Genomic DNA, 21,878 nt, shown 5'->3' with positions numbered 1-21,878 from the left:
ATCCGTTGTCCAAGGTAGAGATCAAGACCGCTGACGCTCCGCAGCCGGTGGCCCGCTTCTCGCAGGGTGTGCGCAAGGGCAACATCCTGCAGGTGGCCGGACAGGTCGCGTTCGACCCGAAGTCGGGCGAGATCGTCGGCACCACCGTCGCCGAGCAGACGCGCCAGACGTTCGCGAACCTGCACGCCGTCCTCGCCGCCGGCGGCGCGTCGATCGACGACGTCGTGATGATCCGCGTCTACCTCACCGACACCGCGCACTTCGCTGAGCTGAACGAGGTCTACGGCGAGTTCGTCACCGACCCGGCACCCGCCCGCACCACCGTCTACGTCGGGCTGCCCGCCGGCCTGCTGGTGGAGATCGACGCGCTGGCCGTCGTCGACTGACCGTTCGCACGGATGAAGGCGCGCTTCGAACTTCAGGGCGCGCCTTCATCGTGTTCTGATGCATTTTCGGGACGTGCCGACCGTCGCAGGTTCGCGTCGCACAGCCCGGGTGATCATCGACGCCTGAACGGTCACGTGGCAGCATCCGCAACATGAAGTGGTACGCGGACAGACCGGCAAGGTTCACGCGTCAGCTGATCGCCGACCTCCTGGCCCTGGCCTGGGTCGCCCTCTGGATCTGGGTGGCGACCACCGTCCACGACTGGGTGCTGCAGCTCAGGGCCCCGGGAGACGGCCTGGTCAACGCGGGCGGCAGCATTCGCGACGTCTTCACCAACGCGGCGAGCAAGGCCAGGGGCGTGCCCTTCGTGGGCGAGGACCTGGCCGGCGCGCTGGGCAACGGCACGCAGGCCGGCCAGACGCTCACCGACGCGGGCAACGCGCAGATCAGCGTGGTGCAGGACAGCGCTTTCTGGCTCGCCGCCGCCCTCGTCGTCGTCCCGGTCCTGTTCCTGCTCATCACCTGGCTGCCGGTCCGGCTCCGGTACGCGCGCAAGGCGGCCAACACCGCGCGGCTGCGCGACAAGCCCGACCTGCTGGCGTTGAGAGCGCTCACAAGCCTCAGCCCCAGGCAGCTGAGCAAGTTCGACGGCGACCCCGCCGTGGCGTGGCGGACGGGGGACACGGACGTGATCGACGAGTTGGCACGACGTCAGCTGGCCTCGGTGGGGGTGAAGGCATGATCGTCCTGTCGGTGATCGCCGCCGTGGTGGCGATGTGCGCGGTGGCCGTGTCCCTGTGGCAGGCCCGCGAGGCGAAGCACGCTCAGACGGCCGCGCAGGCAGCGCAGGAGTCCGCCACCAGGGCTCAGGACGAGGCACAGGCCGCGCGCAAGGCCGTCGAACAGGCCACGGCGAGCGCGTTGCAGGCCAAGAACTCGGTGGAGGAAGCCAAGAAGGCGGTCGTCAAGGCCGAGGAGAGAGCGGCGAAGGCGGAGGAAGCCGCCACGGCGTCACGGATGCTGGCCGACGAGGCCCAGCTCACCGCCCAGCAGGCGACGGCGCAGATCAACGAGTTCGTCGAGGTCCTCGCCGCCGCGCGCAGCCGCAGCGGCATGCCGACGTTCGCGATCACGCCCGGCGCGCCCGACGAGTTCCGGCTCAGCTACTTCGGCGGGCCCGCCGTCATCGAGCAGCTCACGGTGTCCGTGGTGCCGGGCAGCCGCGTGCTCGGGCTCTCCCAGTACGACGAGCCGCCGGCCGAGCACCTCGAGGTGGGTCCGCTCTACAACGGCTCCGCCATCACCTTCCGGGCCGCGACCGGGCAACGGGCCAGCGCGGTGTTCCAGGTCAAGGCCGAGCCGTGGGAACCGGTCGTGGTGCGAGCCGAGTGATCAGCCAGGCGGCGGAGCTCGACGTGCCCTGCGGGACCTGCGGGGCGCCCGGCGCGGACTGGGTGGTGCAGCTCGTCCAGGACGGCGAGCTGCGGTGGGAGCAGGACGGGGAGTGCGCGGAGTGCCACGCCGCCTCGTGCGACCGGGGAGCAGGTGCGCCCGCGTGGATCCGCGACGCGATCCTGGCCCGGCACGGCGCCTACCGCCTGACGCTGACGGACCAGACCGTCAAGGGTGCGGCGGTGCTGAAGGCCTTCCGCGACGCGCTCGGGTTCTCCGTCGAGGAGGCTCGGGAAGCGGCGCGAGCGTTGAGAGGTGCCGGCTACGAGGGCACCTACGTGGAGCTGACGCTCGTAGCCGGCGTGTTGAACCTGGAAGCGCCGGTCAGTACACGGGACCGGTGAACTTCTCGCCGGGACCCTGACCGGGCTCGTCCGGCACGGCCGAGGCCTCGCGGAACGCGCGCTGCACCGACTGCAGGCCGTCCTTCAGGGGAGCGGCGTGCGGGCCGAGGTACTCGGAGGTCGCCGTGACCAGGCCGGCCAGGCCGGTGATCAGGCGGCGGGCCTCGTCGAGGTCGCGGCGCGGGGAGTTGTCGGGGTCCGGGTCGGCGAGGCCCAGGCGCTCCGCGGAGGCGGACAGCAGCATCACCGCGGCCCGGCTGATCACCTCGATGCTGGGGACATCGCCCAGGTCACGGATGCTGTCTTCAAGCGGATCGGTCACGCCCTATTCAAGCAAGCCGCCGTGCAGGGCCTACGTCACAGGCCCGCGATTCGGGGGTTGACAAGAGCGTCTGCTAGTATTTCGGACGCGACCAGCTCTCGTTAGTGCGAGAGCGGCAAGTGGAGCCCCGCTCCCACCCGCGTTCACCGCTTCTTGAGGTGGCCGGGTCCGGTCCTCCAGGTTACTGGCACACGGGTGCTCGTAGTCCTGAGGTGCGATCGGTCGGAAGCGGGCCCCTTCACCGGGAGACGGTGACGGGGCTCTTGTTTTTGGCGCAACCGAGTCTCAAAGGACGTGAATGACAAGTCCCTCGAACCGCGGTGCACCCGTCAGCACCGAGCCGCGCATCAACGACCGCATCCGGGTGCCGGAAGTTCGTCTGGTCGGGCCGAATGGTGAGCAGGTCGGGATCGTTCGCATCGAGGACGCGCTCCGACTCGCGCAGGAAGCGGATCTCGACCTCGTCGAGGTCGCCGCTCAGGCTCGCCCGCCGGTCTGCAAGCTCATGGACTACGGCAAGTTCAAGTACGAGACCGCGCAGAAGGCTCGCGAGTCGCGTCGGAACCAGCAGCTGACGGTCATCAAGGAGCAGAAGCTCCGCCCGAAGATCGACCCGCACGACTACCTGACGAAGAAGGGCCACGTGGCCCGCTTCCTGTCGCACGGGAACAAGGTCAAGGTGACCATCATGTTCCGCGGTCGCGAGCAGTCGCGCCCCGAACTGGGTTACAGGCTTCTGCAGAAGCTGGCGGAGGACGTCGCGGAGCTGGGCTTCGTCGAGTCGAACCCCAAGCAGGACGGCCGCAACATGATCATGGTGTTGGCGCCGCACAAGAACATCAAGCCGCGCGTGGTCAAGCATGACGACGACGCGCCCGAGGCGGACGACACCGCTTCGGAAGAGGCGTAGGACGCACGCCCGCCCCCGACCCGGTGGGTAGCACGAGACGAGGACGGAAATGCCGAAGAACAAGACTCACAGCGGGACCTCGAAGCGCTTCAAGGTCACGGGCAGCGGCAAGATCCTCCGGGAGAAGGCCGGCAAGCGCCACATCCTGGAGAAGAAGTCCAGCAAGGTGACGCGTCGCATGAGCGGCACCGCGGTCGTGTCGGACCACGACGCTCCGCGCATCAAGAAGCTGCTCGGTCTCTGACCCGCTTCGACACCCCCAGCTAATTCGGGAACCGGCCCCCGACGCCGGTTCCCCATGAGATCGACAGGATGTACCCGTGGCACGCGTCAAGCGGGCTGTAAACGCCCAGAAGAAGCGTCGTACCGTTCTCGAGCTGGCCAGCGGTTACCGCGGTCAGCGCTCGCGGCTGTACCGCAAGGCCAAGGAGCAGGTGCTCCACTCGCTCAACTACGCGTACCGCGACCGCCGTGCGCGCAAGGGCGACTTCCGCAAGCTGTGGATCCAGCGCATCAACGCTGCGTCCCGTGCGAACGGCATGACCTACAACCGCCTCATCCAGGGCCTGCGCCTGGGCGGTGTCGAGGTCGACCGCAAGATCCTCGCGGACCTCGCCGTCCACGACGCCACCGCCTTCACGGCGCTCGTCGAGATCGCCCGCAAGGCGCTCCCGGCCGACGTGAACGCTCCTGCCGGGGACCAGGCCTGAGCCAGCACCCTCGCGACAGCAACCGACCCGAGGCAGATCCGTTCACCGAACGGACGCCTCGGGTCGTTGCTGCTCGCCACCTGACCCGCCGCCAGGGCCGCGACAAGGCAGGCCGCTTCCTCGTCGAGGGCGCCCAGGCCGTGCGCGAGGCACTTGCCTGGCAGGGCGGCGAGGTGCACGAACTCTTCGTCACGGCGACGGCCGCGGAACGCAACACCGCATTGCTCCAGAGCGCCTCCGAGCGAGGCATCCGGATCAGCGAGGTCACCGACAAGGCCGCCGAGTCGCTGTCGGAAACCGTGACGCCGCAGGGCATCGTCGCGGTGTGCGACGCGGTCCCGCGGTCGCTCGAATCCGCCCTGCAGGGCACGCCGCGTCTCGTCGCCGTGCTCCACGGCGTCTCCGATCCCGGCAACGCGGGCACCGTCACGCGCGTGGCCGACGCGGCCGGAGCGGACGCGGTGATCTTCGCGGGCGACACGGTCGACCCGCACAACGGCAAGTGCGTGCGCGCCTCCACCGGCTCGCTCTTCCACCTGCCTATCGCTCGTTCCCGGGACGCGGACGAGGTCTTCGCCGCGTGCCGCCAGGCCGGTCTGAGGCTCGTGGCCGCCGACGGCTACGCGAAGCAGGACCTGGTCGAGGCGTCGGCGAACGGCGACCTGGCGCAGCCCACGGCGTGGGTCTTCGGCAGCGAGGCGCACGGCCTGCCCGACGACGTCGTCGCGAAGCTGGACACCTCGCTGAGGGTGCCGCTGTACGGCGCCGCCGAGAGCCTGAACCTGGCGACGGCCGCCGCGGTGTGCCTCTACGCCTCCGCGCGGGACCAGCGGAATTGAGCTGACGGGCGACGGGCGCGCGGCTACTGTGCGCCCCGTGCGCGAACCCGAGATCAAAACCCTGTGCTCCCAGCTCGCCTCCTACTACGTCTTCCCGGACAAGGCCGAAGAGATCGCGAAGGTCATTCGCGCCCGCCTCGACGAGGGTGCTTACTCCGATGTGGACGATGAGGAGTTCGCGGCGAGAGTGACCGCGGACCTGCAGAGCGTCAACGGCGACAAGCACCTCCGCCTGCTCTACAGCGCCGAGGAGGTCCCCGAGACCGGCCAGGAGTCGGCGTGGGACCCGGTGGCGTACAAGAAGGAAGCCGAGCTCGACGCGTTCGGCATTCGCAGGATCGAGCGGCTCGAAGGCAACGTCGGCCTCCTCGAACTCCGCCTGCTGCACGACGCCGAGATCGCCACCCCGGCCGTCGTCGCGGCGATGAACCTCATCGCGCACACCGACGCGTTGATCATCGACCTGCGCAACAACGGCGGTGGCGACCCGCACACGGTCGCGTTGATCTGCAGCTACCTGTTCGACGAACCGGTGCACCTCAACGACATCTACAACCGCCCGGACGACACCACCCGGCAGTTCTGGACGCTCCCGCACGTGCCAGGCCCGAAGTTCGGCGGCAAGAAACCCGTCTACGTCCTCACGAGCAGCCGCACGTTCTCCGGCGCCGAGGAACTGAGCTACAACCTCCAGCAGAACGAGCGCGCCACCCTCATCGGCGAGACCACCAAGGGCGGCGCCCACCCCGGCGACCGCTACCGGGTCGGCCCGCACCTCAAGTCCGCGGTGCCCAACGGCCGCGCCATCAACCCGATCTCCGGCACCAACTGGGAGGGCGTCGGAGTGGTCCCGCACATCCAGGTGCCCGCGGAGGAAGCGTTCGAGGTCGCCTACGAGAAGGCGACCTCGAACAACTAGTCCAGGCGAGCGGTCAGCTCGCGCACCAGCGGATCGGTGCCGGACGGCTTGTTCTGGCGCCGCAACGCTTCCGACAACATCGAGAGCACGTTGGAGACCTGGCTGTCGTCGGGCAGCAGCGATGCCGCCCGGCGTGCCTCGGCCTCCGCTCCCGCGGCGTCGTCGGCGATGAGCAGCACGTGCGCCGCCTTCAGCACGACGAACACCCGCCAGCCCTCGTCGCCCAGCGACACCACCAGCGCCTCGGCGTCGCGGTACTGCTTCATCGCCAGCGCGAACTCACCGGTCTGACCGTGCACCCATGCGCGGATCGCGGCGATCTCGGCCTGGCGCCGGGTGACCTCGGCCGGCTCGTCCAGCAACGGCAGCAACGCCTCGGCGTCGTTCACGGCCGCACGGGTCTCGGTGATCTCGTCGTCGGGCAGGCTCGACGCCAGCTCGACCAGCGAGCCGATCGCCTCCGAGAGGTTGCCCTCCTGCTGCCACAACGCGGCACCGGCACGCCAGGACGCGATCGCCTCGTCGTGCTTGTCCAGCCGGCCCTGCACCGAGGCGAGCGCGTCGAGCAGGAACGCCCGGCGCCCCGTCTCCTCGGGCGGCAGCAGTTCGGCCGCCTCGCGCAGGTAGCGCTCGGCCGCCGGCAGCTCGCCCAGCTTGCGGCACACCTGGCCGAGCCGGAACACCACCTGCAGCCGCAAATCCTCCTGGCCTTCCTGCAGCAGCCGCAACGACTCCTCCAGGACCTCGGCGGCCTCGACGAACCGGTCCGTCTGCACGTAGCCGCCGCTCAGCGCGAAGCAGAAGTGCGCGGTGTGGCCGGGGGAGAGGTGCACGCGGGAGATCGCGACGGCGTCGCGCAGATCACCCAGGCAGGCCCCTTCCTGGTCCAGCTCCTGGATCGTCGCGACCTGGTACCAGCGCGCCTCCGCGGATTCCGGCAGGGGGAACGCCGACACGAACTCCCGTGCCGTCGCCACCGCCTCGGGAACCTTGCGCAGCAACGTCTCCAGCCGCAACCGCAGCCGGTAGCCCTCGAACCGGGCGTTCAGCGGGAGCTCGCCCGCCATGACCGCCAGGACGTCCGCGTACGCGCCTTCGAGGTCCTGCTGCCGCGCCTTGTGCTCGGCCGTCTCGACCGCGACCCGGCCGCGCAGCTCCGGAACGTCCAAAGAGGACGCCAATGCGATCATCTCGTTCGCCTGCTCGTGCGCGTGCGCGTCGTCGTACAGCTCGGCCAGCGACAGTGCCGCGACCGTCCGCGTGTAGTCCGTCGTCGCCTCGGCCAGGCACCGCTCGGCGAGCGCCTGGCCGTCCGGAAGTCCCATCGCGAGCCGTGCCTGGTAGCGCAGCGCGAGGTCGGCGGGCAGCGCCGTCAGCAGCCCGTCGAACACGGCCGGGTCGAACGGAACGAGCCCGGTCGTCATCCGGCGGATGCCCGCGTGCGCGGCGAGATCGGGTGGCAGCAACGAGTCCATGTCCGCGGGCAGCGAGTCGAGCATCCGCCGCGCCTTCACGAAGTCGCCCTGCTCGTACAGCGTCACCATCGACTCGGCGATCTCCACCGGGTCGCCGAACACGACGGACTCCTCGGCGGTCGCGGTGACGGGTGCGGCCGGCACCGCGAGCTCCACCGCCGGGTAGTCCTTCTGCTCCAGCGACTTCGTGATCCGGTCGAGCCACGCCGGCGTGCCGTTGCGCTCGTCGAACTGCTTCGCCAGCTGGACCGCCCGCTTCGACAGCCGGTCGAGGAGCTCGGCGGCCGTCCGCGACCCGACCGCGGGGACCTCGAACACCGTGCCGGCCGGAAGACGCTGCAGCAGCACGGAAGCGCACTCCGCGAACGACATCTCGTCGGCAGGCAGCTGCACGGCCGTCACCTTGTGCAGCGAGCGGCGCAGGATGTCCTCGCCGCGCGAGAGGTTGCCCGTCAGCGCGCAGAACCGGATGTGCTCGTGCACGTACGAGGTGATCTCGTCGTCCTTGATCAACCGGTACGCTGTGGTGTGCGCGTGCGCCGCCTTCTCCAGCTCGCCGATCTCCAGCAACGGCCACAGCAGCGCGGACAGGATGCCCTGCGGCTGCGTGGCGCAGCCGGAGTCGCCCGACAGGCCTTCCCAGCCGTGCGCGGCGGCCTCCTGGTGGCGGCCGAGGCGCGCCAGCATCCACACCTGCTCCTCGATCACGCACGCCTCGCAGTCCGCCATCGGCCCGCGTTCCGTGGCGAGGTAGCGCCCGAGGTGTTCGGCGAGGCCCGCCATGTCACCGACGTGGTAGGCGTACTCGGCGCGGGCGCCGTGCACCGGCTGCACCGAGAAACCGAGCTTGCCGTAGCGGTCCGCGAGCTGCCCGATCACGGCCTGCAGCTGTTCGAGGGAGAACTTCGGGTCGCGGCGCAGCCCCGTCGCGATCCACTTGTGCGCCCAGTTCAGCGAGTGCACCTCGTACTCGTTGAACGCCTCGGGGTCCTTCTCCTCGGCGGCCCGCACCCACGCGAACGGCGCGAGCATCAGGTCGTAGCGCGAGAGGTAGTACGCCGAGTCGATCAGCGCGGTCCGGCAGGAGACGCCGAGCGGCAGGTGCCCGAGCGCGTCGGACATGCGCGCGGCCCGTTCCAGCGCCTCGTGCTTCGGCATGCCCGTGGGCATGTTGTACGCCTCCAGGAACGCCCGCTCCGCGTCCTCTGCGGTGAAGTCGGCCATGTTCACTTGCCCCCAACGGCGCGGTCCAGCAGTTCCAGGAACGAGCGGTTCAGCGCCGCCGTGTCCTTCGGTCGCATCGCTCGCCGAGCCTGCAGAACGGCGTGCACGTACAGAGATTCGAGCGTCAGCTCCACCAGAGCGGGGTCGGTCAGCCGCGCCAGCCGCTGCACCAGCGGGTTGCGGCAGTTGAGGACCAGCTGCTCGGCGCGCGACGAACCGGAGCCCGCGGTCAGCTGCCCGAGCAGCTCCGCCCACAACGGGTCCGTCACCTCCTCCGCGGTCTGCTCGGTGTCGAGCTTGCGCTGCTGCTCCGCGTTGGTGATCAGCAAGGCGGGCAACGAGACCGGGTCGAAGTCGCGGATGACCGCGTCGCAGTCGTGCCGGTCCAGCGCCGCCGCGCCCTCGCAGAGCCGCAGCCGCAGCGCCGTCTCGATGTCCGGTTCCGGATCGGCCAGCGCCGCCAGCAGTTCCGACGGCGCGACCCGGCGTGCGACGGCGGGGCCGTCCAGCGCGCTCAGCCGGTTCAGCAGCTCCATGTCGTAGGCGTAGCCGGCGTTCACCAGGCCCAGCCCCTGCGCGGCCGCGACCGGCGCGAGCTGGTGGAACTCGTCGACGTCCGGGATGTAGAGGATCGCGCCGTGCTTGCGCTTGAACTGCCGCAACGGGATCGCGCCCTCGGTCGTCTCGAACGGCAGCCACCGCTCGACCAGCCGCAGCATCTCGTCGTCCGAGCGCGCCAGCGACTTGATGCCCAGGTGGTGCGCGGCCAGCAGCTCACCGGCCCGGCGCGGTTCGATCGCGTCCAGCCGGATCAGCCAGTCGCGGATCTGCTCGCCCAGTTCCTCGCGCACCGCCAGCAGCATCTCGTCCTGGTAGAGCGACTCGCGTGACGCCGTGGGCCGGATCGCGGAAGCGTCGACCACGCACCGCACGAAGTACGCCCAGTCCGGCAGCAGGCCCTCGACGTTGTCGCCGACCAGCATCCGCTTCAGGTACACCCGGTGCGTCTGGCGGGTGCCGGGGTGCACGCCGGACGGCAGCACGAACGCGACACCGGTCAGTCCCGCCGCCTCGACCTCGATCGGGATCGCCTCGAAGGGCTTGAACCCGAAGACCTGCTCGCAGTACCCGGAAAGGTCCGCGTCGTCGTCATCCCACGGCCGTTCGCCACGGGTGACCGCCGCACCGTCCAGCGTCACGACGGCCGGCAGCAGATCGCCGTAGTCGCTCACCAACGGCCGCACGACGTCGGCTTCGAGCCAGTGCTCGTTGCCCCGCGACGCACTCAGCCTCACCGTCGTACCGACCGGCACACCGTCCGCAGTGTCTACTTCGGACACGGTGTAGTTGCCGGACGAATCCGCCTCCCACTGCACGGCCGGACCGCCGCGGGCGGACCGCGTGACGACCGTCACCGAAGAGGCGACCAGGAAGCACGACAGCATGCCGACGCCGAACTGGCCGAGGAACCCCTCGCGGGCGAACCCCAGGTCGTCCCTCTTGGACGTGCGGCCGAGCGTGGACAGCAGCTCGTGGACCTCGTCCTCGGTGAGCCCCACACCGGTGTCGGTGATCGTCAGCGTCGGACCGCAGGTGATCGTGACGTCGGCGGGGCACGACGGGTCGAGCTCGCGCCGTGCCGTGATCGCGTCCACGGCGTTCTGCAGCAGTTCGCGCACGTAGACGCGCGGGCTGCTGTACAGGTGGTGGCTGAGCAGGTCGATGATGCCGCGCAGGTCGACGCGGAAGGTGTGCGACATGATGCCGCCCATCCTAGGGACGACCGTGTGGTTCATGCCGCTTTTTATGAGCACCCGGGGGAACGCGATGTGGTTCTGGACGTGGAGATCGGCAGTGCTCCTGGGCTGTGTGACGGCCACGGTCCTGCTGAGCCAGCGGCTCGGGGATCCCTGGGACGTGTACCTGCCGCTGGTGGTCGCGCTGGTGGTGCTGCCACCCGTCGTGCAGCGCTGGCGAGCGCGGTATCGGGCCGATAGAGGAAGCGGCCCGAGCGGTCAAGACGGCACCGACTAGGATCGGCCTGTTCATTACCGAGGTCCGCTGTGTGGATCAAAACTGGGAGCTGTCCACAAACCATGTCCGGAGCCAACGACCCGTACGACCCGAAGCAGGTCGCGGCGCTGTCGGCCGAGCACCTCGACGCGGCCGTGCAGAAGGCGCGCGAGGCGTTCGCCGGAGCAGCCGACCTCGAGGCACTCGCCGCGGTCAAGCCCGGCCACCTCGGTGACCGGTCGCCCGTGCTGCTGGCCCGCCGCGAGATCGGTGCCCTGCCCCCCAAGGCCAAGGCCGAGGCGGGAAAGCGGGTGAACGAGGCGCAGTCCGCGATCAGGACCGCGTTCGACGAGCGCTTCGCCGTTCTCCAGGTCGAGCGCGACGAGCGGGTGCTGCGCGAGGAGTCCGTCGACGTCACGCTGCCCTGGGACCGCTTCCCGCGCGGCGCGCGCCACCCGATCACCACGCTCGCCGAGCGCATCGGTGACGTCTTCGTGGCCATGGGCTACGAGATCGCCGAAGGCCCCGAGCTCGAGACCGAGTGGTTCAACTTCGACGCGCTGAACTTCGGCAAGGACCACCCGGCCCGCTCGATGCAGGACACGTTCTACATCGCGCCGGGTGACTCGCAGCTGGTCCTGCGCACGCACACCTCTCCCGTGCAGGCCCGCACGCTGCTGGAGCGCGACCTGCCGGTGTACGTCGTGTGCCCCGGCCGCACGTTCCGCACCGACGAGCTCGACGCGACGCACACCCCGGTGTTCCACCAGGTCGAGGGCCTCGCGGTCGACAAGGGCCTGACGATGGGCCACCTCAAGGGCACGCTCGACGCGTTCGCCCGCGCCATGTTCGGCGAGGACTCGAAGACCCGCCTGCGCCCGAGCTTCTTCCCGTTCACCGAGCCGTCGGCCGAGGTCGACGTCTGGTTCCCGGAGAAGAAGGGCGGCGCCGGCTGGGTCGAGTGGGGCGGCTGCGGCATGGTCAACCCCAACGTGCTGCGCGCCACCGGCGTCGACCCGGACGTCTACTCCGGCTTCGCGTTCGGCATGGGCCTGGAACGCACCCTGCAGTTCCGCAACGGCCTTCCCGACATGCGCGACATGGTCGAGGGCGACGTCCGCTTCACCCAGCCTTTCGGAACGGAGGCCTGATCCGGATGCGCGTCCCGGTCAGCTGGCTGGTCGAACACCTCGGTTTCGACGAAGTCCCCACGCCCGACGAGCTCGCCGAGGCGTTCACCCGCATCGGCATCGAGGTCGAGGAGGTGAGCCCGCTCGGTCCCGTGACCGGCCCGATCGTCGCCGGTCGCGTCGTCGAGATCGAGGAGCTCACCGAGTTCAAGAAGCCCATCCGCTACTGCAAGGTCGAGGTCGGCCCCGAGCAGGTCAACCAGATCATCTGCGGTGCCACGAACTTCGTCGAGGGCGACTCGGTCGTCGTCGCGCTGCCCGGCGCCGTGCTGCCCGGTGGCTTCGCGATCTCCGAGCGCAAGACGTACGGCCGCGTGTCGCAGGGCATGATCTGCGCCTCCGACGAGCTCGGCATCGGTGACGACCACTCGGGCATCCTCGTGCTGCCCACCGGCACCGCTCAGCCCGGCGACGACGCGCTGGAGCTGCTCGGCCTGAACGACAGCGTCATCGAGCTCGCGCCGACCCCGGACCGCGGTTACGCGTTCTCGGTCCGCGGCCTCGCCCGCGAGATCGCGTGCGCGCTGGACGTCCCGTTCGGCGACCCCGGCGTGGTCGAGATCCCCGAGCCCGAGGGCGAGGCGTGGCCGGTCCACATCGAGGACCGTCCCGGCTGCTCCCGGTTCGTCGCGCGCCGCGTCACCGGTGTCGACCCGACGGCGCCGACACCGTGGTGGATGCGCCGCCGCCTGATGCTCGCGGGCATGCGCTCGATCTCGCTGCCGGTCGACGTCACGAACTACGTGATGCTCGAACTGGGCCAGCCGCTGCACGCGTTCGACGCGTCTTCCCTGTCCGGCGCGCTGACGGTGCGCCGGGCGCTGGCGGGGGAGAAGCTCACGACGCTCGACGACCAGGTCCGCGCGCTCGACGCCGACGACATCGTGATCGCCGACGACTCCGGCGTGATCTCGCTGGCCGGTGTCATGGGCGGTGCGTCGACCGAGGTCGGCGACACCTCCTCGGACATCCTGCTCGAGGCCGCGAACTGGGACCCGGCGTCCATCGCGCGCACGGTCCGCCGGCACAAGCTGCCGTCCGAGGCCGCGAAGCGCTTCGAGCGCACCGTCGACCCGGCTCTCGCGCCCGTCGCGCTGGAGCGGGCCGCGAAGCTGCTCAACCACTACGCCGAGGGCCAGATCAAGCCCGGCCGCACGGACGTGGGCGCGCCCGCGCTGCCCGAGCCGGTGTCGATGCCGATCGACCTTCCGGACCGCATCGCCGGGGTCCGCTACGCGCGGGGCGTCACGGCCCGCCGTCTCGGCCAGATCGGCTGCCAGGTCTCGGTGACCACCTCGGAGGAGGGCCAGACGATCGTCACGGCCGTGCCGCCGACGTGGCGGTCCGACCTGGTGCAGCCCGCCGACCTGGTGGAGGAGGTGCTGCGCCTGGAGGGCTACGACACGATTCCGTCGGTGCTGCCGCCCGCTCCCGCCGGTCGCGGCCTGACCGAGCAGCAGCGCCGTCGCCGCACGGTGTGGCGCACGCTGGCCGAGGACGGGTTCGTCGAGGTCAAGCCGTTCCCGTTCATCGACCCGTCGGTGTTCGACGCCTTCGGCCTGCCGGCGGACGACATCCGCCGCAACACGGTCGGCGTGCTGAACCCGTTGGAGGCGGACAAGAACGTCCTGGCGACGACTCTGCTGCCGGGCCTCCTGGAGACCCTCCAGCGCAACCTCGCCCGTGGTGTGAAGGACGTCGCGCTCTACAACATCGCCCAGGTGACGCTGCCGCGCGCCCAGCAGGTTCCAGTGCCGTCGCTGGGCGTGGACCGCCGGCCGACCGAGGCCGAGGTGGCCTCGCTGCTGGCCGCGCTGCCGAACCAGCCGCTGCACGTCGCCGGTGTCCTCACCGGCCACCGCGAACTGGCCGGCTGGTGGGGCAAGGGCCGCATCGCCGACTGGTCGGACGCCGTCGAGGCCGCCCGTCGCGCCGCTCAGGCCTACGGCGTGCAGCTGCGCGTCGTGGCGTCGGACCTGCTGCCGTGGCACCCCGGCCGTTGCGCCGAGCTGCGGGTCGGCGACTGGCCCGTCGGCCACGCCGGCGAGCTGCACCCGAAGGTGATCGAGGCGCTCGGCCTGCCCAAGCGCACCGTGGCGTTCGAGCTCGACCTCGACGCGCTGCCGCTGGACGACCACCGCCCGGCCCCGATGGTGTCGGCCTACCCGCCGGTGCTGCTGGACGTGGCCCTGGTCGTGGACGCCTCCGTGCCGGTGCAGTCGGTGTCCGAGGTCCTGGGCGCGTCCGCGGGCGACCTGCTGGAGGACATCCGCCTGTTCGACGTCTACACGGGTGAGCAGGTGGGCGAGGGCAAGAAGTCGCTCGCGTACTCCTTGCGCTTCCGCGCGCCGGACCGCACGCTCACCGTGGAGGAGGCGACTTCGGCCCGCGACGCCGCCGTCGCCGCCGCCGGCGAGCGCCTGGGCGCGGCTCTCCGCGCCTGATCAGTCACACCGCGTGAGGCCCGGGATTCTTCGAGAATCCCGGGCCTTTTCGCGTAAGGACAGCCCTGACCTCTGGTCCGCGTGCGCAGGTAACCGATCCATGCCGGTTGACAACAGTGCCGCCAGGGTCCTCGTTCTGGAGTCTTGTGCACGCTGTGTAGTGATTGAAGGTTCTCCAAACTTGGTGCCGTCCCACCGAGCACCACCCCTCAGGAGAACGAAATGCGCAAGCGCAACGTGGTCATCGCAGCAGTCGCAGTCTTCGCAGTCGGCGGCGGCGTCGCCTACGCGGCGTGGTCGAGCACCGGCGCCGGGTCCGGTTCCGTCGGCTCCACCACGAGCGTCAACTCGGTCATCAGCCCGGTGAACGGCGCCGGTGGCCTGTACCCCGGCGCCACCGTCAGCTTCCAGGTGACGATCACCAACCCGAACCCCTACGCCGTCGCCGTCACCTCGATCAGCGCGGGCGCCTCGGCACTCACCGCGGACGGCTGCTCCGAGGGCACCGTCACCAGCCCGGCCGTGAGTGATCAGGGCACGATCCTCGCCGGCCAGTCGGGCACGTACACGCTGCAGGCGACCATGAGCGCCGACGCCGCCGACAACTGCAAGTCCCAGACCTTCTCGCTGCCGCTGACGGCCGCGCTCGTCTCGGCTGCCTGAGCCGTGCGCCGCGCCCTGATCGTGCTCGCCGCGCTGCTGGTCCTCTCCCCGGTCAGCAGCGCGGCGGACAGCCCCGGCAAGGCGTTCACGATCGCGGACGCCGGCGCGGCGACGGGGTTGGTCCCCGGTGGGACGGTGATCCGCGGGGTGCGGGTCACCAATCCCAACAACCAGGACATCAAGGTCACCCGGCTGGACACCTCGGTCGGGCGCCCGTCCCCGGACTGCCCCGCGAACATCGTGACCGTCGCACCGCTGGCGGCACCGGTCGTGATCGCCAGGAACAAGTACGCCGACGTGCCGCTGACCGTCCGGATGGCTTCGTCGGCACCGGACGCCTGCAAGAACCTCACCTTCCCCCTCACCTACTCGGGAACGGCCATCAAGCCATGATCAGCTTCAGGGAACTCGTCCGTCGGCGGTACGTCCGCCGAGGCGTCATCGTCTTCGCGGTCGCGACGGCCGCACTCGGTTCCGGCGTCGCCTACGCGGCCTGGACGAGCTCTGGTACCGGCAGTGCCACCACCCAGGCGGGCACCGCACTGGCTCCGGTGGTGACCGGCGGCGCGGTCACCACCGGTGTGCTCTACCCCGGCACCTCGGGCAACGCGGTCGTCACCGTGTCGAACCCCAACCCGTACCCGGTGACGGTCACCTCGATCGCGCCGAACGGTGCCGGTACGTGCGGCGTCTCGTTCGCCGAGCGTTTCCCCGGCACGCAGCTGGTCGCGAACAGCGCTCCGGTGGCCATCACGTTCAGCGTGTCGATGGCCCTGAACGCGCCGAACTCCTGCCAGGGCGCGTCGATCGACGTGCCTGTCGTCGTGACGATCGCGAGCGGGACCGGGGCATGAAGCGCCCGGTGATCGCGGCGGCGGTGCTGTGCCTGCTCGCGGCGCAGCCCGCCTCAGCGGCCTGGCAGACGTCGAAGGCGGGGACGGCGCAGGCCAGGGCGGGCACCGTGCAGGCGCTGGTGATCACGTCGTGCGTGAAGGGCAACCCGACCGTCGTGAAGTGGGACGCGGTGCCGGGCGCCACTATGTACACAGTATTGTGGCAACAGGGCGGCGGCGGACCCTTCAACAAGGAGTTCTCCACTGCCGCTCTTACCTACAACGTGCCCCTCGCAATCGACCGCGTACAGGTTCGAGCCACGGTCGGCAGCTGGTCCACGAGTCACACGCAGATAAATTGCCCATGAAAGTTCGCTCGATCGGCTGAGTCCCGCAAGTCGGGATTTGGGATCAAATCAGCAGGTGGTAGCCCTGCGTAGCTGTCAAGGTGCCAAAAGTCCCTCATTACAAGGGGAAATCGGCGCCCGTCAGACGCTTGCGCAGTACGTGAAGCTTCTCCAAGATTGGCGGCGCGGCCCGCTAGGGCCGAGGGGCGAAGCGATGAACCACCGGGCGAGTATGGTCGCCGGTCCGGTGGGGAGCTAGAGGCGAACCCACCGCCTGGGAGCAACAACTCTGGAGAGTTGCGCCATGCGTAGTCTGGGTCCGCGCCTTGAGATCGCCGTGTCCTTGACGATCCTCATGGTCGGCGCGGCGGTCGTGGCGGCCATGCACCTCACGTGGCCTGAGCCGCAGTCGCCCGCGATGGCGTATTCCGTGAGCAGCGGCGAGTCGGGCATGCAGCAGCTCAAGCCATTCGAGATCAACGACATCTCCGGCGCTCCCGTGGAGCTCACGCCGGGTGCCGTGGGCGAGCGCAAGGTGCGGCTGTCCAACCCCAACCCCGTCGTCATCATCGTCGAGAGCCTGTCGGCCGTGCCCGGCCAGCCGCTCGACGGCACCCAGCAGCGCGTCGAGGGCTGCCCGTCCGGTGTGCTGTCGGTCGTGCCGCTCACCGACATCGTGGAGATCCCCGCGGGAGGTGCGGTCGAGGTCGCCATGAAGGTCGAGGTCGCCGCCGACGTCCCGGCAGCGTGCGCCGAGCTCGTCTTCCCGCTCACCTACTCGGGTCGCGCGAAACACGGCTAGTCAGCCGCTCGGCTGCCCGGCAACCACGTCCACGCGCTAGAGGTGTTTCAACGCCTCGCGCCGTGACAACGGCGACAGCCCCGGCCGCGCCTCGACGAACGAGCGCACCCACCCCGGCTCGGTCTTCGCGAACTCCCGCAGCGCCCAGCCGATCCCCTTGCGCAGGAAGAAGTCGGGATCGTCCACGTTGGCGTCGACGCACGCCGTCAGCAGGTCCACGTCGGTCGCGCCCTTGAACCCGAGCTGGCAGATCACCGACGTCCGGCGGCGCCACCTGTCGGCGTCGACCGACCACTTCAGCATCAACGGCCGCACGACGTCAGGCGTCGAACGCAGCAACGGCCCGATCCGTTTCGACGCGATCTCGTCGACGTAGTCCCACCACGCGCCGGTCACGATCATCTCGTCGAACCACGGCAGCAGATCGACGGACTGGAATCGGCGATCACCGCTCAGTGACAACGCGATGTAGCGCTCCTCGCGATAGGTCGCCTCGCGCCACAACGCCCGGATCGCGTCGAGCCACTCGTCCCGGTCGTGCAACCGGGGCAGTGACTTCAGCAGTGCGACCCGTCCCGGTTTCTGCACACCCAGGAACGGCATGCCGGACTTCATGTACGCCTGCATCTCCAGTGCCTTCACCGGATCCGCGCGCTCCTCGAGTCCCGCTCGAACCGCCTCGATCAAGGAAACCTCAAGAGTCACTCCCAAACGTTATAGGCATAAGGAGTAGCCCTGTTGAGATTTATGGCCCCATCGGTACCGGAAGTGCTAACGAACGCGCAAAACATCACTTGACCGGGTGCTCAAGTGAACGGAAAGGGTGCTTGATCCGGATACAGTTCGCGTTCATGCGCGTGCTCATGGTCGTGGCGGCGCTCGTGCTCGGCAGCATGGGTGCCACCAAAGCGGACACGGTGGATTATCTCGATCTGCCGCTGGTGAACGGAAACGGCGAACAGCGGGGTGGAGTGCACCCCGATCTGCCGTCCGATCGTGCCGCGATCGAGCAGGCGCTGACCGCGTACCGGGCCAAGGGCATCGCGCCGGCGAGGTTCAGGGCGTTGCTGTGGCAGTACTGGATCGTGCGCGCCGCCGAGGACGCGGGCGTCAACCTGTCCGAGTGGGACCCGCAGCGTTCCGCCGCCTCGAACCGCGCGGTGATCTTCGCCGTCTACGACTTCTACGCGAAGCTCTACCTGACGCACCCGGACACGTTGCGGTGGATGGGTTTCGCGAACATCGGCGCCCCAGCGTTCGCCGCCGGGATGCTCGACCTCGGCACGGTCCCGGAACTGCGCTGGTTCTCGTCGATGCTGATGTCGATGCAGAAGCACATCTTCATGGACTTAGGCGCGATGCACGCCGCCTATCTGCACGGTGGCATGAAGGCCGTGGAGGAGTTGCGCGACGCGGGCATCATCGACGCGGACACCACGGCGGCGTGGGCGGATCCGGCGCAGGCCGTCATGGAGTTCTCGTCGCGCGAGCAGAACCTGGTGATCGCCGACCAGTTCGACCGGATGCGGTCCCGGTTGCTGCCGCCCGGCGAGATGGTCACGTACGCGATCACGGTCGCCGGGCCGATGCCCGTTCCCGGCGGGAAGACGCCCGCGCAGTACCGGCCGTTGTTCGGCGGTCCGCTGCCCGCGTTCAACTACGCGGACCGGGTGGCGCGCTGGGACTTCCTGAGCAACGACACGGTGCCCGCCTACGAGCGGCTCGGCAAGGACGCCGTGCACAGGATCGTGCAGCGGCCGTTCGCCGAGCGGGTCGCGGACTACCGGGCCACCGGCCGCCTGCTGGATCTGCTGCCGTTCAGGAGTGGAGAGTCCCGGACCGGAGTTCGCTGAGCACGGTCAGCCGGTCCTCCTCGATGATTCGGCGCGTGGTGACGCGGTCGGGGTAGCAGCGCATGAACATCGAGGTGAAGTGCGTGCCGTAGTGGAGGGCGTCGCCGTCCGGGCAGTCCAGCGGACGCACGACGGCCTCGAAGCTCGGCTCGTGGAAGTACGCCATCGTGAACCGCTCGCGGGTGTTGAGCAGCACTTTGTGCGGTGTGGACAGCAGTTTGCCGCCGGTGATGAACTGCAGGACGTCACCGGGGAACACGGTGAAGACGTGTTCGACCGGGGCGACGAGGTTCCAGCCGTGGGCGTCCTGGAAGCAGCCCGCCGCGGACTCGTCCGCGAGCCAGTTGCGCGGCCGGTCCTCGCCCTCGATCGGGGGACGGACGTAGAGGCCGCCGACATCGTCCTGCGCGGCCAGCACGAGCATCCCGTAGTCGGTGTGGGCGCCGATGCCGCGGTCGGTGGTCTCGGACTTCGCCGGGAAGCGCAGCACTCGCATGTGGTGCCAGCCGTCCGCGGTGAGTTTCGTGAACGTGTCGGCGGGAAGCCCGAAGCCCAGAGCGGTCAGTCGCAGGACGCGTTCGCCAGCACTGCCGAGCATCGTCATGAACTCCCGCATGGCGTCGCGGTAGCTCTCGTCCGGCCACGGAACCGGTCCGTGGCACGGCCATTTGCCGGTCACGCGCGCGTCGTCGAGCGGAACGTCCTTGCAGACCGTGAAGATCTCCGAGTAGTCCGCGATGCCGTCGGTGACCTCTTCTCCGGAAGCGATGTAACCGGAGTAGGTCAGGTCGCTCACGAGCCGTAGCTTCTCTTCGAGCGTCAATCCGTGGAAGAACCGTCTGCTGGCGGCCATTGCGTCCGCTGTCGTCCGGTCCTGCGTCGCGTCGGTCGCGATCTGCAGGATCCCGTCGGTTTGCCAGGCTGCGATCAGCCGGCGGCCGAGCTCGATGTCGTCGTCCGAACCGGTGACGGTCGCGGGAAGACGGAAGGTGCGTAGTCCAGTCATGGACCTACGCACGTCACAATTCATCGCAAGGTTCAAAATCCGTTCCGGGGTGGAATCGCAGCCGTCGAAGTAGTCTGACGACCATGACGTCGTACGACTACGACCTGATCGTCATCGGCTCTGGGCCTGGCGGCCAGAAGGCGGCGATCGCGGGTGCGAAACTGGGCAAGCGCGTTGCGATCATCGACAAGCAGGAGATGGTCGGCGGTGTCTGCGCGAACACGGGCACCATCCCGTCGAAGACGCTGCGGGAAGCCGTCATGTTCCTGACGGGCATGAGCCAGCGCGAGCTGTACGGCGCCAGCTACCGCGTCAAGCAGGACATCACGATCACCGACCTGATGGCCCGCACGCAGCACGTGATCGGCCGCGAGGTCCAGGTCGTGCGCGCGCAACTGCACCGCAACGGCATCGACCTCCTCAACGGCTGGGGCCGCTTCGTCGACGAGCACACCGTCGCCGTCGACGGCAGCCACCGCGGCGACCACACCACGATCTCCGGCGAGTACGTCGTCATCGCGACCGGCACGACACCGGCCCGTCCCTCCGTGGTGGACTTCGACGAGGAGCGGATCCTCGACTCCGACGAGGTCTTCGCGCTGCAGGAGATCCCGGCGTCGCTCGTGGTCGTCGGCGCGGGCGTGATCGGCATCGAGTACGCCTCGATGTTCGCCGCCCTGGGCACGCGCGTGACGGTCGTGGAGCAGCGCGAGCGGATGCTGGACTTCTGCGACCCCGAGATCGTCGAGTCGCTGAAGTTCCACCTGCGCGACCAGGCCGTCACCTTCCGCTTCGGCGAGAAGGTCGTGAACGTCGAGGTGTCCCAGGGCGGCACCATCACCACGCTGGCGTCGGGCAAGCGCATCCCGGCCGCCGCCGTCATGTACTCGGCGGGCCGTCAGGGCACCACCGACAAGCTGAACCTCGCCGCCGCCGGCATCGAGGCCGACAACCGCGGCCGCCTGTCCGTCGACGAGCACTACCGCACGCCGGTCGAGCACATCTACGCCGTCGGCGACGTGATCGGCTTCCCGGCGCTGGCCGCGACGTCGATGGACCAGGGCCGGCTGGCCGCGTACCACGCGTTCGGCGAGCCGGTGCACGAACTGACCTCGCTGCAGCCGATCGGCATCTACACGATCCCCGAGATCTCCTACTGCGGTGCCACCGAGGCCGAGCTGACGTCGTCCGCGGTGCCGTACGAGGTCGGCATCTCCCGGTACCGCGAGCTCGCGCGCGGCCAGATCGTCGGCGACGCGTACGGCATGCTGAAGCTGCTGGTGTCCACTGTGGACCGGAAGATTCTCGGTGTGCACGTCTTCGGCACCGGCGCCACGGACCTCGTGCACATCGGCCAGGCCGTGATGGGCTGCGGCGGCACGGTCGACTACCTGGTCAACACGGTCTTCAACTACCCGACGCTGTCCGAGGCCTACAAGGTCGCGGCGCTGGACGCCACGAACAAGATCCGCGCGCTGGACCGCTTCACGACCCGGTGATCACGACCGGGTGAGGCCGGCCTCGTGGGCCACGATGGCGGCCTGCACGCGGTTGGAACACTCCAGCTTGGGCAGGATCCGGCTGATGTGCGCCTTCACCGTGCCGGTCGCCATGAAGAGCTGCTCGCCGATCTCGGTGTTGGACAGCCCTTCACCCACGAGCTTCAGCACACCCCGTTCGGTCTCGGTGAGCGCGTCGATCTTGCGGCGCGCCTCCGGGCCGTCGTCCGGTGCGACGAGGTGCTTCTCGATCAGGCGCCTGGTGATCTGCGGGGCCAGGATCGGTTCGCCCCGCGCGGCCTTGCGGACGGCGTTGATCAGCTCCTGCGGCGGGGTGTCCTTGAGCAGGAACCCGGTCGCGCCGACCTTCAGCGCCTGCGCCACGTAGGAGTCCTCGCCGAACGTCGTGAGCATGACGACGTTGGCCCTGGCCGCGATCTGCTCGGCGGCCTTGAGCCCGTCACCACCCGGCATGCGGATGTCGAGCAACGCGACGTCGATCGTGTGCCTCAGGGTCAGCTCGACGGCCTGCCTGCCGTCACCGGCCTCGGCGACCACGGTGATCTCGGGGTCGTTCTCCAGGATCAGCCGGATGCCGGCCCGCATGAGCGTTTCGTCGTCGGCGATGAGAACTCGGATCACGCGG

The 21,878-nt window shown here is 69.4% G+C and carries 25 protein-coding genes; 19 read left to right on the top strand and 6 right to left on the bottom strand.

What is annotated here, in order from left to right; all coding sequences use genetic code 11:
- Window positions 1-5: 5 nt before the first annotated feature.
- From SK571_RS00200 to SK571_RS00185, 4 genes are all read left to right on the top strand, one after another.
- Window positions 6-386, top strand: a complete 381-nt coding sequence (locus SK571_RS00200; RefSeq protein WP_030481733.1) for a RidA family protein — start codon at window positions 6-8, stop codon at window positions 384-386.
- A 152-nt stretch (window positions 387-538) separates the two neighbouring features.
- Window positions 539-1,129 (top strand): hypothetical protein, encoded by a 591-nt coding sequence (locus SK571_RS00195; protein WP_319981976.1) that lies wholly within the window; start codon window positions 539-541, stop codon window positions 1,127-1,129.
- Window positions 1,126-1,779, top strand: a complete 654-nt coding sequence (locus SK571_RS00190) for a hypothetical protein (protein ID WP_319981975.1) — start codon at window positions 1,126-1,128, stop codon at window positions 1,777-1,779. The genes SK571_RS00195 and SK571_RS00190 overlap by 4 nt, the downstream gene beginning before the upstream one ends.
- On the top strand, window positions 1,776-2,183 hold the full coding sequence (locus SK571_RS00185) for a hypothetical protein (RefSeq protein ID WP_319981974.1): 408 nt from the start codon (window positions 1,776-1,778) through the stop codon (window positions 2,181-2,183). Before SK571_RS00190 ends, SK571_RS00185 begins: the two co-directional genes overlap by 4 nt.
- Here SK571_RS00185 and SK571_RS00180 read toward each other — a convergent pair.
- The gene (locus tag SK571_RS00180) at window positions 2,164-2,505 is read right to left on the bottom strand and encodes a DUF1844 domain-containing protein (RefSeq protein ID WP_090012317.1); all 342 of its coding nucleotides are present in this window, start codon (window positions 2,503-2,505) and stop codon (window positions 2,164-2,166) included. The two genes, SK571_RS00185 and SK571_RS00180, sit on opposite strands and share 20 nt — an antisense overlap.
- 298 nt (window positions 2,506-2,803) lie before the next feature.
- On the opposite strand from SK571_RS00180, the gene infC reads away from it, so the two are divergent.
- From infC to SK571_RS00155, 5 genes are all read left to right on the top strand, one after another.
- Entirely contained in the window at window positions 2,804-3,415 is a 612-nt protein-coding gene (infC, locus tag SK571_RS00175; RefSeq protein WP_319981973.1) for a translation initiation factor IF-3, read from the top strand.
- A 49-nt stretch (window positions 3,416-3,464) separates the two neighbouring features.
- Window positions 3,465-3,659, top strand: a complete 195-nt coding sequence (gene rpmI / locus SK571_RS00170; RefSeq protein WP_258948200.1) for a 50S ribosomal protein L35 — start codon at window positions 3,465-3,467, stop codon at window positions 3,657-3,659.
- 76 nt (window positions 3,660-3,735) lie between these two features.
- Complete coding sequence (gene rplT / locus SK571_RS00165; protein WP_090067920.1) at window positions 3,736-4,125, top strand: 50S ribosomal protein L20; 390 nt, start codon at window positions 3,736-3,738, stop codon at window positions 4,123-4,125.
- On the top strand, window positions 4,122-4,964 hold the full coding sequence (locus SK571_RS00160) for a TrmH family RNA methyltransferase (protein WP_319982532.1): 843 nt from the start codon (window positions 4,122-4,124) through the stop codon (window positions 4,962-4,964). Before rplT ends, SK571_RS00160 begins: the two co-directional genes overlap by 4 nt.
- 37 nt (window positions 4,965-5,001) lie before the next feature.
- Window positions 5,002-5,883 (top strand): S41 family peptidase, encoded by an 882-nt coding sequence (locus SK571_RS00155; protein ID WP_319981972.1) that lies wholly within the window; start codon window positions 5,002-5,004, stop codon window positions 5,881-5,883.
- On the opposite strand, the gene SK571_RS00150 is transcribed toward SK571_RS00155, so the two are convergent.
- Both SK571_RS00150 and SK571_RS00145 read right to left on the bottom strand, forming a co-directional pair.
- Window positions 5,880-8,582, bottom strand: a complete 2,703-nt coding sequence (locus SK571_RS00150; RefSeq protein WP_319981971.1) for a hypothetical protein — start codon at window positions 8,580-8,582, stop codon at window positions 5,880-5,882. The genes SK571_RS00155 and SK571_RS00150 overlap by 4 nt on opposite strands.
- A gap of 2 nt (window positions 8,583-8,584) precedes the next feature.
- Window positions 8,585-10,378: an HSP90 family protein gene (locus SK571_RS00145; protein WP_319981970.1), complete on the bottom strand. Its 1,794-nt coding sequence runs from the start codon at window positions 10,376-10,378 to the stop codon at window positions 8,585-8,587.
- Window positions 10,379-10,451: 73 nt separating this feature from the next.
- Here SK571_RS00145 and SK571_RS00140 point away from each other — a divergent pair, with 73 nt between their 5' ends.
- The 8 genes from SK571_RS00140 (at window position 10,452) to SK571_RS00105 (ending at window position 16,874) form a co-directional block, all read left to right on the top strand.
- Window positions 10,452-10,616: a hypothetical protein gene (locus SK571_RS00140; protein ID WP_319981969.1), complete on the top strand. Its 165-nt coding sequence runs from the start codon at window positions 10,452-10,454 to the stop codon at window positions 10,614-10,616.
- 62 nt (window positions 10,617-10,678) lie between these two features.
- The gene (gene pheS / locus SK571_RS00135) at window positions 10,679-11,746 is read left to right on the top strand and encodes a phenylalanine--tRNA ligase subunit alpha (RefSeq protein ID WP_319981968.1); all 1,068 of its coding nucleotides are present in this window, start codon (window positions 10,679-10,681) and stop codon (window positions 11,744-11,746) included.
- Window positions 11,747-11,751: 5 nt separating this feature from the next.
- A complete protein-coding gene (pheT, locus tag SK571_RS00130) occupies window positions 11,752-14,229 on the top strand; it encodes a phenylalanine--tRNA ligase subunit beta (RefSeq protein ID WP_319981967.1) in 2,478 nt (825 codons plus the stop codon).
- Window positions 14,230-14,451: 222 nt separating this feature from the next.
- Window positions 14,452-14,892: a hypothetical protein gene (locus SK571_RS00125; RefSeq protein WP_319981966.1), complete on the top strand. Its 441-nt coding sequence runs from the start codon at window positions 14,452-14,454 to the stop codon at window positions 14,890-14,892.
- Window positions 14,893-14,895: 3 nt separating this feature from the next.
- Entirely contained in the window at window positions 14,896-15,285 is a 390-nt protein-coding gene (locus SK571_RS00120) for a hypothetical protein (RefSeq protein WP_319981965.1), read from the top strand.
- Complete coding sequence (locus SK571_RS00115; RefSeq protein ID WP_319981964.1) at window positions 15,282-15,746, top strand: hypothetical protein; 465 nt, start codon at window positions 15,282-15,284, stop codon at window positions 15,744-15,746. Before SK571_RS00120 ends, SK571_RS00115 begins: the two co-directional genes overlap by 4 nt.
- A complete protein-coding gene (locus tag SK571_RS00110) occupies window positions 15,743-16,093 on the top strand; it encodes a hypothetical protein (RefSeq protein ID WP_319981963.1) in 351 nt (116 codons plus the stop codon). Before SK571_RS00115 ends, SK571_RS00110 begins: the two co-directional genes overlap by 4 nt.
- 283 nt (window positions 16,094-16,376) lie before the next feature.
- On the top strand, window positions 16,377-16,874 hold the full coding sequence (locus SK571_RS00105; RefSeq protein WP_319981962.1) for a hypothetical protein: 498 nt from the start codon (window positions 16,377-16,379) through the stop codon (window positions 16,872-16,874).
- A gap of 36 nt (window positions 16,875-16,910) precedes the next feature.
- Here SK571_RS00105 and SK571_RS00100 read toward each other — a convergent pair whose 3' ends face one another.
- Window positions 16,911-17,579, bottom strand: coding sequence for a DNA alkylation repair protein (locus tag SK571_RS00100; RefSeq protein ID WP_319981961.1), 669 nt, complete (start codon window positions 17,577-17,579; stop codon window positions 16,911-16,913).
- 146 nt (window positions 17,580-17,725) lie between these two features.
- Between SK571_RS00100 and SK571_RS00095 the strand changes: the two genes are divergently transcribed.
- Window positions 17,726-18,727, top strand: coding sequence for a hypothetical protein (locus SK571_RS00095; RefSeq protein WP_319981960.1), 1,002 nt, complete (start codon window positions 17,726-17,728; stop codon window positions 18,725-18,727).
- Here SK571_RS00095 and SK571_RS00090 read toward each other — a convergent pair.
- Window positions 18,693-19,733 (bottom strand): 2-oxoglutarate and iron-dependent oxygenase domain-containing protein, encoded by a 1,041-nt coding sequence (locus SK571_RS00090; protein WP_319981959.1) that lies wholly within the window; start codon window positions 19,731-19,733, stop codon window positions 18,693-18,695. The genes SK571_RS00095 and SK571_RS00090 overlap by 35 nt on opposite strands.
- 83 nt (window positions 19,734-19,816) lie before the next feature.
- Here SK571_RS00090 and sthA point away from each other — a divergent pair, with 83 nt between their 5' ends.
- Window positions 19,817-21,232, top strand: a complete 1,416-nt coding sequence (sthA, locus tag SK571_RS00085; RefSeq protein WP_319981958.1) for a Si-specific NAD(P)(+) transhydrogenase — start codon at window positions 19,817-19,819, stop codon at window positions 21,230-21,232.
- Here sthA and SK571_RS00080 read toward each other — a convergent pair whose 3' ends face one another.
- Window positions 21,233-21,874 (bottom strand): response regulator transcription factor, encoded by a 642-nt coding sequence (locus SK571_RS00080; protein WP_319981957.1) that lies wholly within the window; start codon window positions 21,872-21,874, stop codon window positions 21,233-21,235.
- Window positions 21,875-21,878 lie beyond the last annotated feature (4 nt).

It is taken from the genome of Lentzea kristufekii (genome assembly GCF_033949925.1).
In the GTDB taxonomy this organism is placed as follows: domain Bacteria; phylum Actinomycetota; class Actinomycetes; order Mycobacteriales; family Pseudonocardiaceae; genus Lentzea; species Lentzea kristufekii.
Note: the sequence above shows the minus strand (reverse complement) of the source record. Positions and strands in the feature narration are given on the sequence as shown.

Coding starts and splice junctions, on each gene's coding strand:
- SK571_RS00195 (WP_319981976.1), top strand. CDS start 539: ATGAAGTGGTACGCGGACAGACCGGCAAGGTTCACGCGTCAGCTGATC.
- SK571_RS00190 (WP_319981975.1), top strand. CDS start 1,126: ATGATCGTCCTGTCGGTGATCGCCGCCGTGGTGGCGATGTGCGCGGTG.
- infC (WP_319981973.1), top strand. CDS start 2,804: ATGACAAGTCCCTCGAACCGCGGTGCACCCGTCAGCACCGAGCCGCGC.
- rpmI (WP_258948200.1), top strand. CDS start 3,465: ATGCCGAAGAACAAGACTCACAGCGGGACCTCGAAGCGCTTCAAGGTC.
- SK571_RS00150 (WP_319981971.1), bottom strand. CDS start 8,582: ATGGCCGACTTCACCGCAGAGGACGCGGAGCGGGCGTTCCTGGAGGCG.
- SK571_RS00145 (WP_319981970.1), bottom strand. CDS start 10,378: ATGAACCACACGGTCGTCCCTAGGATGGGCGGCATCATGTCGCACACC.
- pheS (WP_319981968.1), top strand. CDS start 10,679: ATGTCCGGAGCCAACGACCCGTACGACCCGAAGCAGGTCGCGGCGCTG.
- pheT (WP_319981967.1), top strand. CDS start 11,752: ATGCGCGTCCCGGTCAGCTGGCTGGTCGAACACCTCGGTTTCGACGAA.
- SK571_RS00125 (WP_319981966.1), top strand. CDS start 14,452: ATGCGCAAGCGCAACGTGGTCATCGCAGCAGTCGCAGTCTTCGCAGTC.
- SK571_RS00115 (WP_319981964.1), top strand. CDS start 15,282: ATGATCAGCTTCAGGGAACTCGTCCGTCGGCGGTACGTCCGCCGAGGC.
- SK571_RS00110 (WP_319981963.1), top strand. CDS start 15,743: ATGAAGCGCCCGGTGATCGCGGCGGCGGTGCTGTGCCTGCTCGCGGCG.
- SK571_RS00105 (WP_319981962.1), top strand. CDS start 16,377: ATGCGTAGTCTGGGTCCGCGCCTTGAGATCGCCGTGTCCTTGACGATC.
- SK571_RS00095 (WP_319981960.1), top strand. CDS start 17,726: ATGCGCGTGCTCATGGTCGTGGCGGCGCTCGTGCTCGGCAGCATGGGT.
- SK571_RS00090 (WP_319981959.1), bottom strand. CDS start 19,733: ATGACTGGACTACGCACCTTCCGTCTTCCCGCGACCGTCACCGGTTCG.
- sthA (WP_319981958.1), top strand. CDS start 19,817: ATGACGTCGTACGACTACGACCTGATCGTCATCGGCTCTGGGCCTGGC.